The 13,073-nt window shown below is 43.5% G+C and carries 10 protein-coding genes; 7 read left to right on the top strand and 3 right to left on the bottom strand.

Annotated elements, in window-relative coordinates; translation table 11 throughout:
• Positions 1-59: 59 nt before the first annotated feature.
• Both V7R42_RS04950 and V7R42_RS04955 read right to left on the bottom strand, forming a co-directional pair.
• Positions 60-1,628 (bottom strand): AMP-binding protein, encoded by a 1,569-nt coding sequence (locus V7R42_RS04950; RefSeq protein WP_334019095.1) that lies wholly within the window; start codon positions 1,626-1,628, stop codon positions 60-62.
• 109 nt (positions 1,629-1,737) lie between these two features.
• The gene (locus V7R42_RS04955) at positions 1,738-2,205 is read right to left on the bottom strand and encodes a hypothetical protein (RefSeq protein WP_334019096.1); all 468 of its coding nucleotides are present in this window, start codon (positions 2,203-2,205) and stop codon (positions 1,738-1,740) included.
• Between the two features lie 141 nt (positions 2,206-2,346).
• Between V7R42_RS04955 and V7R42_RS04960 the strand changes: the two genes are divergently transcribed.
• From V7R42_RS04960 to V7R42_RS04970, 3 genes are all read left to right on the top strand, one after another.
• Positions 2,347-3,582: a PQQ-dependent sugar dehydrogenase gene (locus tag V7R42_RS04960; protein ID WP_334019097.1), complete on the top strand. Its 1,236-nt coding sequence runs from the start codon at positions 2,347-2,349 to the stop codon at positions 3,580-3,582.
• Between the two features lie 391 nt (positions 3,583-3,973).
• Positions 3,974-6,784 carry a bifunctional aconitate hydratase 2/2-methylisocitrate dehydratase gene (locus V7R42_RS04965; RefSeq protein WP_334019098.1) on the top strand — a complete coding sequence of 937 codons (2,811 nt, stop codon included), beginning with the start codon at positions 3,974-3,976 and terminating at the stop codon, positions 6,782-6,784.
• Positions 6,785-7,012: 228 nt separating this feature from the next.
• A complete protein-coding gene (locus V7R42_RS04970) occupies positions 7,013-7,279 on the top strand; it encodes a DNA ligase (protein ID WP_334019099.1) in 267 nt (88 codons plus the stop codon).
• 67 nt (positions 7,280-7,346) lie between these two features.
• Here the strand turns inward: V7R42_RS04970 and V7R42_RS04975 are convergent, their stop codons facing one another.
• Positions 7,347-8,351, bottom strand: coding sequence for a 5'-methylthioadenosine/S-adenosylhomocysteine nucleosidase family protein (locus V7R42_RS04975; protein WP_334019100.1), 1,005 nt, complete (start codon positions 8,349-8,351; stop codon positions 7,347-7,349).
• A gap of 237 nt (positions 8,352-8,588) precedes the next feature.
• Here V7R42_RS04975 and V7R42_RS04980 point away from each other — a divergent pair, with 237 nt between their 5' ends.
• The 4 genes from V7R42_RS04980 (at position 8,589) to V7R42_RS04995 (ending at position 12,994) form a co-directional block, all read left to right on the top strand.
• Positions 8,589-10,301, top strand: coding sequence for an ATP-binding protein (locus V7R42_RS04980; RefSeq protein WP_334019101.1), 1,713 nt, complete (start codon positions 8,589-8,591; stop codon positions 10,299-10,301).
• A 123-nt stretch (positions 10,302-10,424) separates the two neighbouring features.
• Complete coding sequence (locus tag V7R42_RS04985) at positions 10,425-11,606, top strand: alpha/beta hydrolase-fold protein (RefSeq protein WP_334019102.1); 1,182 nt, start codon at positions 10,425-10,427, stop codon at positions 11,604-11,606.
• A 6-nt stretch (positions 11,607-11,612) separates the two neighbouring features.
• Complete coding sequence (locus V7R42_RS04990) at positions 11,613-11,897, top strand: DNA ligase (protein ID WP_334019103.1); 285 nt, start codon at positions 11,613-11,615, stop codon at positions 11,895-11,897.
• A gap of 143 nt (positions 11,898-12,040) precedes the next feature.
• Positions 12,041-12,994, top strand: a complete 954-nt coding sequence (locus tag V7R42_RS04995) for a DNA ligase (protein ID WP_334019104.1) — start codon at positions 12,041-12,043, stop codon at positions 12,992-12,994.
• Positions 12,995-13,073 lie beyond the last annotated feature (79 nt).

A 13,073-nucleotide genomic window follows, 5' to 3' on the forward strand; every position in this document is an offset into this window, starting at 1 on the left:
GAACTGATTTATAAGTAAAATTAGCCAACCTTGGTAACAGGTTGGCTGTCTCTTTACTTTCACGCGCTACGTAGCTCTCTGCGGAGAATTTTACCTACCGTCGATTTAGGTAATTCTTCAAGAATGGTAATCGATTTTGGGATTTTGTAGTTGGTAAGATGTTGCTTGCAATACGCTGTTACATTGTCGATGCTTATATCATTTGCAACCGTTATAAACGCGCATACTCGTTCACCCGTTTTGTCGTCTGGTTTACCCACAACGGCCGCTTCCATTACGTCTGGGTGTGAAGTCAGTACTTCTTCAATTTCATTGGGGTACACGTTAAAGCCTGAGACGATAATCATATCTTTTAAGCGGTCAACAATTTTAATTGCCCCAGATTCTGTGCGTATGCCAATATCTCCGGTTTTGAAAAAACCATCTTCGGTCATGACTTTTGCCGTTTCGTCTTCACGGTTCCAGTAGCCCAGCATAACCTGCGGTCCGCGCACCGCTATTTGTCCAGACTCTCCCTGAGCTACCGGTTTATCATAACTATCTAGCAATGCTACCTCAGTGTCCTCTAGTTCGTGACCCACAGTGCCTATTTCCTCTTTTCCAGGGATATTAAATGAGACAACGGGTGCGGTCTCAGACAGTCCATAACCTTCAGTGATAGTGTTCCCTGTTACGTCTCGCCAAATTGAAACGGCAGCTTGGGTAAGGGCGGTGCCGCCGGACATGGTGAGATGCAGTTTAGAAAAGTCGAGCTTTGCAAATTCTGGATGTCGACCAAGACCGACAAATAACGTATTTATACCCATAAAGGCGGATATTTTATGAGGCTTAAGGGTTTGAATGAAACCGTCTATGTCTCGCGGATTAGGGATAAGGATAATATGTGTGCCTTTTGCAAATAGCGCCATCATGCCCACCGTAAATGCATAGATATGATAGAGCGGCAAAGGGCACACCAGCACTTCTTCGCCGTCCTTGAATCCTTCACCAATACGATCAAGCATTTGAATACAATTAGCCAATACGTTTTTATTACTAAGCGCCGCACCTTTAGAAACCCCAGTAGTGCCGCCGGTGTACTGCAGCATGGCCAACTCGTCTAGCGCTATTGAGCGACGAGAGAATGAAGGTAATGTATTCCCTAGTTCGATTGCTTGGGTAAACGAAACCGTTTCGTTGAGTTCAGGCGCAGTTTTAGGGTCTAGCAGCTCAGTAGCTGAAGTGGCAATGACCGTTTCTATACTTGTGTCATCTTTTATACTTGCGAACTTGGGAAGTAAATCGCTTAAGATAATTAAGGCTTTAGCACCGCTATCGGTAAACTGGTGCTTCATTTCACGCTCGGTATATAGCGGGTTGGTATTCACTACAACGAGTCCAGCGCGCAGAGCGGCGTAAACAACAATAGGGTTTTGAATTAGATTAGGAAGCTGAATAGCGACCTTGGTACCAGGAGAAAGCTTTGCTTCGTGTACAAAGTAGCGTGCTAGTGCTGATGACTTGTTGTCAATTTCGGCAAACGTGAGTGTTTGCCCCAGTGCCGTATATGCAGGTTTGTCTGCAAATTTCTGCAAAACACTTTCTATGTAGTCGGCGAGACATGTCACGTTATCTGGATAAGTTATCATGTTGCTTATTCCTAGTAAGGCAAAGAATGTAAGGTCATGACTCACATTAGCAAACTTAACTTTTTATTTACATCAGTGTTAGCTTATTTAATAGTATAAATTTTAGTTATCAAGCGCGTGTGGAACTATCACTTAAGTAACTATACACCCCACCAGCACAGATACCTGCCACGCATTGTGCAGCAAGCCCCATAGCAGTGCGTGCGCCTGCAATTAGGGTTATGTTCATTATGGGCTGCATAACTATGAGCATTAGTAGGAAAGATAATCCGCCGGCTATAGTGAAAAGAATGAATTGGGTAGCGTCTTTTGCTCCGTGGGTGCTTATGCGGTTGACGATAAAGTGCGTTACTAAAAAAGCTAACAGTAAAGCTACGGCGATAATAGTACCGTAAGTGGGTAAGAGGCCTAAGGTGTCCTGCCATATCATGGAAAGCCAGTCGCTAACCTTTAACTCAACGCCAATTTGTACCAGTCCCATTAAAACGGAAATTGAATGAAATAGACTTGCAAGTAGGAAGCCGACTGCCCAAGATGGGACAAAATGAAAAATAGCGCGGCGAGTTAGGTTTCTCATGTATTACATTCCAAGATTGGCCAGGTATTAATTATCAACAGAGCGCAACAAGAACACTGAACGTAGTTATATTGCGCTTAACAACTAAGCACATCATTGTAGTTTGAATAAGATTAGCAGAGACCAGCGAGGACAATCACTATGAAGTCAGTGCGTGTTATAAAAAAATTTTTGGTTTCCGCGTTAGCTAGCGGTGCGTTTTCGCCTGTCCTTGCTTCAAGTCTCGTTTCTGACGCTAATATTGAGCCTGCACCTAATACTGAAAAGCATGCAGTTATAAACGACATGTCGGTCTCTTTAAAGAGCTTTACTAGTAATGTAGTGGTAGAGAACGTGGTCACCTCGCTAGCTTTCCCAAAAGCGTTGACAACGGTTGTCGATAAGATGAAACGCGCTACGCATATATTGATAGTGACAAGAGATGGCGAGCTCGTCATTGTTGACGATAGCGGCAAAGTATCTAAATTCCCATTGTCTCTTGATAACTTGTATATAAAAGGCCAAGGAGGTGTGCTAGATATTCTTATCCCTTCTCAGTTCCCCGCCAGTCGCACGGTATTGCTCAGTTATTCTAAGGGAAGTGATGATGCTAACCGTCTGGCTGTAGTAAAAGGTGAACTCTCCCTCAGCTCAGGCATTAGTAACATTGAATCGGTTTTCGAGGTAGTACAAACAAAAGATACGCCTGTGCACTACGGCGGAAAACTTCTTCAGCTTGAAGGTAGCGTCTCAAGCCAAGAACTGGGGTTTTTAGTCACCACCGGTGACGGGTTCGATTACCGAGAGCAAGCTCAGGTGATTGGCTCACAATTAGGTAAAGTGCTAGGTTTTTCTATATCGGGCAAACCATTGATGAACCCTGCATTTCTAGAAAGCCCTTATATATACACATTGGGACATCGCAATCCGCAAGGGTTGGTGCAGGGGCCTCAAGGGCAAATATTTCTGCACGAGCACGGACCAGACGGAGGCGATGAGGTGAACCTGCTTCAGAAAGGCGCGAACTATGGTTGGCCTATAGTTACGCTAGGAAAAGACTATTCAGGTGCTAGAATTTCGCCTTTTTCGACGTATCCGGGCATGAGAGAACCCTTGGTGGACTGGACGCCGTCCATCGCACCATCATCTATGATCTACTACTCAGATGATCAGTATCCAATGTTAACCAATACCTTACTCGTTACTAGTTTGAAAGCTAAAGCCTTATATGCGGTTAATAAAACTTCGAGTAAGTATGTTTCTACGAAGATTTTTGACAAACTAGAAATGCGATTAAGAGATATTGCGGTTGATCATCAAGGTAACCTACTTCTTTTAACTGACGGTGAGAATGCCAAGGTGGTAAAAGTTTCACCTAAACAGAACAAAGCACAATAAAAAATCAATAAACTGAAATTTTGCTTTAAAATCGGTGGTAGTTTGTACTGGTAGCACCATAAATAGGATGAATCTTTATCATAAGTGCAACACTATTATTTATCTTTATTGGTCAAACCATTCTTATCAAAAATGATTTGCTATTTCAGCCTTTTTTCTGTAAGTAACTGAATTTAATTGTTAAATATTGTTTTTATCAAAATCTCATTTTTTTGGCCTATGCTCTATGCTGTTTATTTAGCTTTGGTTTAAGCGGCTGTATAACTAACTGATCACTTTCAGTCATTACGTAACTGCTAAAAATCAGTTAAAATATCCCTCATTTTTATATGCGTATAGCTAAGACCGACTTAACACTACGCCCAAGTAAAACTAAGACCGAGAGAACTATATGAGTTTGTATTCAGAATATCTGGCAGAGATCGAAACCCGTAAAACGGAATTAGGTCTTAACCCTAAGCCAATTGACAGTGCAGAACTGCTGTCTGAAATTATTGCTCAAATTAAAGATACAACAAACGAGCACCGCGAAGACTCTCTAAAATTCTTTATCTATAACACTTTGCCAGGAACTACACCTGCTGCTGGTGTTAAAGCACAATTTTTGAAAGAAATTGTACTTGGCGAAGAAAAAGTAGAAGAAATCACGCCAGAGTTTGCACTTGAGCTACTTTCACACATGAAAGGTGGTCCGTCTGTAGAAGCGCTTTTAGACCTTGCACTTTCTGATGATGAATCAGTTGCCAAGTCTGCAGCTGAAGTGTTGAAGACACAGGTTTACCTATACGAAGCAGATACTGAGCGTCTTGAAACAGCATACAAAGCGGGTAACGCGATTGCTAAAGACGTACTAGAAAGCTACGCAAAAGCAGAATTCTTTACCAAGCTTCCAGATGTTCCAGAGAAAATTGAAGTAGTGACATACATCGCCGCTGAAGGTGACATTTCAACTGACCTTCTTTCTCCAGGTAACCAAGCGCACTCTCGTGCAGACCGCGAACTTCACGGTCAGTGCATGATTTCTCCTGAAGCGCAGCAAGAAATCGTTGAGCTAGGTAAAAAGCATCCTAACGCAAAAGTTATGCTTATTGCTGAAAAAGGCACCATGGGTGTAGGTTCATCACGTATGTCAGGTGTGAACAACGTAGCACTATGGGCAGGTGAGCCAACAAGTCCTTACATTCCATTCGTAAACAAAGCGCCAATTGTTGCAGGTACTAACGGTATTGCGCCAATCTTCCTAACTACCGTAGATGTAACCGGTGGTATCGGTCTTGACCTTAAAAACTGGGTTAAGAAAACTGACGAAAACGGTGAAATCGTTCGCGATGCAAACGGCGACCCAGTGCTAGAAGAAGCTTACTCTGTAGCTACGGGTACGGTATTGACTATCGATACCAAAGCCAAGAAGCTTTACAACGGTTCAGAAGAGCTCGCTGACGTATCTGCCTCATTTACTCCTCAAAAAATGGAGTTTATGAAAGCGGGTGGTTCTTATGCAGTCGTTTTTGGTAAGCAGCTGCAATCTTTTGCTGCACGTACACTAGGTGTTGAAGCACCAGCAGTTTACGCGCAATCGAAAGAAGTTTCACACGAAGGTCAAGGTCTTACTGCTGTAGAGAAAATCTTTAACCGCAATGCGGTAGGCGTAAACTCAGATTCGCCGCTTCACGCGGGTTCTGACGTTCGCGTTAAAGTAAACATTGTAGGTTCTCAGGACACCACTGGTCCTATGACCTGTCAAGAACTAGAGTCAATGGCGGCATCAACCATTTCACCTACTGTTGACGGTGCATACCAGTCTGGTTGTCACACGGCTTCAGTATGGGATAAAAAAGCACAGGCTAACATCCCTAAGCTTATGTCTTTCATGAACAACTTTGGTGTAATTACAGCGCGTGATCCTAAAGGTGTTTATCACTCAATGACTGACGTTATTCACAAAGTGCTTAACGACATCACGGTAGACGACCGTGCAATCATCATTGGTGGTGACTCGCATACACGTATGTCTAAAGGTGTAGCGTTCGGTGCTGACTCAGGTACAGTTGCTCTAGCACTTGCGACAGGTGAAGCGGCAATGCCAATTCCAGAGTCTGTAAAAGTGACCTTCAAAGGTAGCATGAAAGAGCACATGGATTTCCGTGACGTGGTTCACGCTACTCAAGCACAAATGCTTAAGCAGTTCTCTGGCGAGAACGTGTTCCAAGGCCGCGTAATTGAAGTACAGATCGGTACTCTACTTGCTGACCAAGCGTTTACATTTACTGACTGGTCTGCGGAAATGAAAGCGAAAGCGTCAATATGTATCTCTGATAATGAGACTATGGTTGCGTCACTTGAGCTTGCTAAGAGCCGTATCCAAATCATGATCGACAAGGGAATGGATAACGAAGCGAACATGCTTCAAGGTCTAATTGACCTTGCTGATAAGCGTATTGCTGAAATCAAGTCTGGCGAAGTACCAGCGCTCGCCCCAGATGACAACGCTAAGTACTACGCAGAAGTGGTTATCGACCTAGATCAAATCGATGAACCAATGATTGCTGACCCAGACGTAAACAACGAAGACGTATCTAAACGTTATACCCACGACGTGATCCGTCCTGTCTCTTACTACGATGGTAAGCCAGTAGACCTAGGTTTCGTAGGTTCTTGTATGGTGCATAAAGGCGATATGCAAATTATTGCACAAATGCTGCGTAACCTAGAGAAGCTTAACGGCTCTGTAGAGTTCAAAGCACCGCTAGTTGTTGCACCACCTACATACAACATTGTTGACGAGCTGAAAGCAGAAGGCGACTGGGAAGTACTTGCGAAATACGCAGGCTTCGAGTTCGACGATGCTAAGCCGAAAGAAGCAGCGCGTACCAAGTACGACAACATTCTTTACCTAGAACGCCCTGGATGTAACCTATGTATGGGTAACCAAGAAAAAGCGGAGCCAGGCGATACCGTAATTGCTACCTCTACACGTCTTTTCCAAGGTCGTGTTGTAGCTGACTCTGCTGAGAAGAAAGGTGAATCACTACTAGGCTCTACGCCGCTAGTAGTGCTTTCAACGGTTCTTGGCCGTTTCCCAACAACTGAAGAGTACAAGCAAGCGGTTGCAGGTATCGACCTAACCAAGTTTGCTCCACCTTCAGAAGACTTAGCAGTTAAGCCTAAGTTCGAAGCAGATGTAGCCGTTAAGCGCGTATAAGCATTTAACGCTAACTAAAACACTAGAAAGCCCCAACCTCGGTTGGGGCTTTTTTGTGCCTGAAATAAAATAATGGGGTCAGAGTAGTTTAGTAAGGTACCTATCACATCAATATTCATTCAGAAATGTACTCTGACCCCATTACTTCATTGAACATCGCCATCAATCTTCTACACTTAAGCAATACAGAAGTAAATTTTTTAATTGTATACTAGGGAAGGATAAACTATGAAAAAGGTTAAGCTATTTATTGCTCTGTTTTCGACATACTTTACTTTAGTGGGTTGCAGTACTACGAGTATGGTGCACACCGAAAAATGCATTGAACAGGTTGATAAGGTCGAAACAAACAGTGCAGAGGTGGCTAATGCACGTTTGCAGCATTGTCTCGATGAATCCTATCAAGCAAGGCGAGCAGAACGTTCAGCGCCGGGGGCACTGTTTGGCGACCTGATGGTGGCGATATTGCAGCGGGCGTTTTCTAACAGAAACTGAATTAACCAAGTCTTGAATATTGGGGTCAGAGTACATTAATTAAAAAGTACTCTGACCCCACTTTGTGTTAATGAGGGTCGGTTGCTACGAGTTCGTCGAGTATGCCAAGCAGCAGCTTGGTGCCGGTACCAGAGGCTATAGCGTCAAAAACATTCTCAACATTTTTACCGTGTTGCCCGCCAGCTAGATCGCTAATTGAGCGGATAATTAGCCAGTCCACGTTGTTTACAAAACTCACTTGTGCTACGGATGCCGATTCCATTTCTGCTACATCGGCAGTGTAGACATCGCGAAGCCATTCGCGATATTTTGCGTTATCGACAAATACCGAGCCGGTGACACCGTTACCGCCAATATCTACTAGTATTTCCTTACCTGATGGCATAGTAATAGGAGGAATCTTTTTGAGCGCGCGTTTTGCCATCTCAAGTAACGCCTTGTTGGCCCCAAAATAAGGCATTCTTTTGCGGGTTTCCCATCCTTCCTTTACAACCGCTACCTCGGTAGGGTGAATAAACCCAATATTTTTGTAATTAGGTGCGTGTGTATCTGCCTCTCGTCTTTCTTTATAGTTCTCAAGTTGTTTAGCGTAATAGTCCGGAAGTTCATAGATGCTCGCATCATCCTTTTTGGGGTTGATATAGACGGATTCATCGTGGAAGTACCAACGTTCAGGTACGGCAATGTCTCCCGGCGTGTATTTTGGATTTATGGCCCCAGCAATGCCCATCATAACGAGTTTATCAATAGGGAAATAATCTAACGCCATCTGTACGGTCATTGCTGCGTTGGTAATGCTGACGCCCGTACTGAAGACAACAATGGGCTCACCTTTGTATGTGCCTAATTGATACTTAACCCCTTTGATATAGACGGTTTGTGTAATTTGCGCATCATCCATAGTCGCAAACGCGGCGTCAATGGCTTCAATTTCTGGCTCATAAGCAGCAACCACGGCTGTCCATTTATTTACAACATTGGAAAAATCTTTTGGACCATATTGGCTGCTATCGTCTTTAGCGAGACACGAAAACGATATACATACGAATAAAACAAAATTACTTAAGCGCATAGTGACCTTATTTAATCTGTTGGTGCACCAAACAGGTGCGGGCAATGGAAAAAAGAACGAATCTAAAAGCCTTGGAGTGCTATAAGCAGGGCTTAAGACAACAATATTCAATATGTGGGCAAGGTTCGGGCCAATAATAGGGTCAGAGTCGAGACTCTGGCCCTATTATTTTTATGCAGAATCACTGTTTAGTACTTATACTGTGTTATCAAATGTTTACTTATCTTTAGAACGCTAATGTCGCAGCAGTACACCACAGCACCTGAATCATTTGGCGAAGTCACAGCGACCTTGCGAAGCGCAGGGTTTAGAATTTTGCTGGTTTTTTCTCTACTGATACTAGTGGTTATTGCTATTACACAACCCGATAACGTTTACGTGGCGTCGTTTTTTGGTCTCTCGTGGTGTGCCGTATCTGTAGTAGGTCTCACCTTTCCTAAAAAACAGGAGCTATTGGCAAAGCTATGGGCCTTGCTCACGATTCCAGTAGCTCCTTACTTGGTCATAAGCAATGGACTCATGCCCGCAGCCCTTGCGCCTATTGCCACCATATTTCCTATTTTGTTGCTCTCTAATAGCTGGAGAGTTATTGCTATGGTGGTGCTAGCAAGCTGCACCTTTTTGGTCCCTTTCTACGATAAACCCTACGATGAAGGTCTTTGGTTAAGGTTATGTCTAACAAACGTGATTGTTTCTCTAATCATCTATGTTTTAGCGAGTCAGTTAGAGAAAGCGCTACTAGAAAGTAAAAGGAAAACCGTCGAGTTAAACAGAGCCCTTGAGAGCGAAAAGCAAGCGTCGGCTGCACAATCACGGTTTCTCGCCACTATGTCACACGAGATTCGCACGCCATTAAACGGTATTTTGGGATTGACCGATGTGGTGCTTTCTCATGATATTTCGGAGAGTGCACGGCCTAATCTAGAGAAGATTCAGCGTTCAGGACTCTCGCTGAACCGCATTTTGAACGATATATTAGATCTCTCAAAACTGAATGCGGGAAAATTAGCGCTGGAAATAATTCCCTTTGACCTTAAAAGCACCGCCAAAGATTGCGTTGCGTTTTATGCGCAATTGGCGCAGAACAAAGGTATCTCGCTGAGAATAAATGTAGATAAAACACTAAATACCCATGTGGTGGGGGACGCAACGCGCCTTTCTCAAGTGTTAAACAATTTAGTAAGTAATGCGATAAAGTTTACGCATCAGGGCAATGTAACTGTAGGGCTAGCGAAAGGTGAAGCCTCAAAGACCCATCAATTTATAAGGTTTTCAGTAAAGGATACGGGAGACGGGATTGAGGCCTCTGAACAAGATCGCGTTTTTGATGCATTTACCCAAGCCAACAGCAGCATTAATCGAGTACACGGAGGAACGGGACTTGGTTTACAGATAGTAAAAAGCTTGGTTGAGGCTATGGGTGGTACGGTTTATTTGAGAAGCGCCGTCGGTCATGGGAGTGAATTTTATTTCGAGATACCATTTGAAATCGCAGATGGCGCAATTAGCTCGAAAGTAAACGATAGAGCGCCGTCGTTCTCAAATCTTACGGTTTTGGTTGCCGAAGATAACGACATTAATCAGGTCGTAGCAAAATCGCTGTTAGAAGATACAGGATTAAAAGTGACGCTTGCTAATAACGGCAAAGAGGCGGTAGAGATTGCAAAAAGACAGCTTTTCGACCTTATTTTGATGGACTTACACATGCCTGAAATGAACGGCTGTGAAGCTACTTTAGCGTTGCGACAAGCAAACATTACTACACCCATTATCGCATTTACCGCCGCGGTGGTTGCCGATGAAATAGATAAAGCGTTAGGCTCGGGAATGAATGGTTATCTCACAAAACCCGCCAACAAAACGGAACTACACGCTGTGCTGACTGAATATTTGGACGGAAAAGTGACTATAGAAAAGCCCTGTATTGCTAAAGGTGAATATACAGAGTAACGTTGGCAAGAAAGTGTAGATAATCCGAATAAACCCCTGTTATAGAATAAATTAAATGCGCTGGCCCAATCAAGTAGATAGCATTATTACGAAAATCAAAGCATCTTATAAAAGGATTTAAGTTTGAAGTCACAAATACATACTGTTATTACCCTGCTATTTCTTGCTTTGCCAAGTCTTCCGGTTAACAGCGAAACAGGCAATAACAGTCAGCACTACGAACTAAAAGTAGAGAAACTCCAATCTAAAGTGTTAAATGAACAACGAAAAGTGGTTGTTCAACTTCCTAAAAGCTACGCCGAAAACCCTGACAAGAAATACCCGGTAATTTATCGGTTAGACGGTGCGGGCAATCTACCTATGATGAATGCAGTACTAGAATCGCTTCAGTCTCAAAATGCCGCACCGGAAGTGATTATAGTCGCCATTGAAAACACCGATCGTCTTCGCGATCTATATCCCACGGCAAATGAAGATCCCAACGGACCTGTAGGCTATGGCGGTGGCGGTGCAAACTTTCTTTCCTTTTTAACCACTGAGCTTATGCCGCTGGTAGAGAAAAAATATCACGTGCATAACTTTCGAGTGATAGAAGGCGCATCAGCTGGTGGTGTATTTGCTTTATACGCACTTACCCAGAAGCCTGAACTTTTTAATGCCGCGCTGACTTATAGTGCAGCAGTGTGGTGGAACTATGGTGCATCTGCAAAAAACACGATTGAATTCTTTAAATCTGCCAATCGGTTAGACCACTTTATTTATACCTCTATCGGCAATGAAGGCGCGCCCATGCGCTCTTATTATAATGATATGATCTCTGGGATTCGGGCGAACCAACCTGCCGGATTGAGATGGGAGAACGAAGCTTACGAGGGTGTTACGCACAATCTGGTCTCAGCTGCGTCAACGTTTAGCGCTTATCATCACTTGTTCTTGTCAGCTTATTTAACGCCGCAGCAATTTAATGGAGACATTAAAAGTATTAATGAGTATTACGCCCGTGTTTCAAAACAGCGAGGCGAGAAACTCGACGCGCCAGAGTGGGTTATTCGCGAGTTAGGTTATCATTATGTGGGTAAACAAAACTACGATAAAGCCATCGCCTTGTTTAAATACGATATTGCTGAGTATCCTCAAACGCCAGACGCATATAATGGCTTAGCTTATGGTTACGAGCAGATGGGCGAGTACAAAAAAGCGCTGGAAAGCGTGAATCAGGCTTTAGCACTTTCTACGTCTGAGCACGATGGTCATCAGGTTTATGTAAATAGGCAAAAACGCTTACAGTCTTTATTAAAGGAATAGGTTACCTTGAATCACACTGGAAAATGTAAATATTTAAACAACTTCGCTACCGCAGTGGTTTTAATTGGGGGCACTTTAGGTGCGAGCGGATGCAGTACCGTAACGACAGGACAAACCGATCACTGTATTGAGCAAGCTCGTAATGCAGATGTTCACGGCGTTTACACTGCCGATGAGCAGCTAAATGCTTGCTTAGAGACCAATCAATTAAGGCGTGACGAGGAGAGAACGTTTGGTGAGGCATTTGCTGAAGATGTGCTCATTTCTATTATTGATATCATTACTGATTAAGGCTGTTTCAACCTAATAAAAACATTCTTAAGTACAGTTATAAAAACAAAGAAGGCAGAGTATTTTACTCTGCCTTCTTTGTTTTTGCTTTTTTATTAAAAGGGTTAAAGCAAGCGAGGTTTTACGATTTATAGGAAGAGCCAATGCGATATTTTTTGACTGCTGTAAGTATACTTTTAATCACAGCCACTGCTAACGTTAACGCAAAGCCAAAGTTCGATATTGTTGAAGGGCTTCAACTTGCTAAGCAATATGATCAAAGCCGCACTGATATTAACATGGCTGATTATTGGGTTAGCGAGAAACTAGACGGTATTCGCGCAAGATGGAACGGTACTGAGTTATTTACCCGTAATGGAAACAAGATATTCGCGCCACCATGGTTCACCGCTAACTGGCCAAAAGCCCCTATTGACGGTGAACTTTGGATAGGAAGAGGTGAGTTTGAGCGCACGGCTTCTATTGTGCTTTCAACGCTGACAAACATCGAGCTGCATTCAGTTGACTACGCGTCGCCTAGCAATCAACTTTCAGCGGGCCCCGTTGCTGCACCACATTCTATATTAAGCAAACGCTGGGCTAAAATTAAATTTATGGCGTTCGACATACCTATGGTAGATGAACCTTTTGGTCGTCGACTTACCTTGCTAAACAGCCTGGTTGAAGCTACATCAAACCCCTCGTTTGCTGTTGTCCCTCAATTTAAGCTCACGTCTATTGATGCTCTCGAAGATAAGCTGAAGCAAGTAACTCAACAAGGTGGAGAAGGGTTAATGCTTCATCATGAACAAGCGCTGTACATGGCGGGGCGAAGTGACAAGTTACTCAAAGTAAAACGCTTTGAAGATGCAGAAGCGAGAGTGCTGGCATTGCTTCCAGGAAAAGGGCGTTTCAAAGGAATGATGGGCTCGCTTCTTGTAGAAACGCGAGAAGGCATTCAATTTAAATTAGGAACGGGCTTTTCAGAAAATGAGCGCCAATCTCCGCCCGCCATCGGTAGTTGGGTAACCTTTAAGTATTACGGCTTAACGAAAAATGGAAAGCCAAAATTTGCAAGCTATCTTCGCACTAGACCTCAGCCTGATTTACCAAATTAATGCATGCTAACTAGCTATGCAGCCCCAATGCAAAGACTCTCACTCGCTGCTGTAAATCGTTTATAGTTCTCTTTAATTG

Source organism: Alteromonas sp. S015, from assembly GCF_036864485.1.
In the GTDB taxonomy this organism is placed as follows: Bacteria; Pseudomonadota; Gammaproteobacteria; order Enterobacterales; family Alteromonadaceae; genus Alteromonas.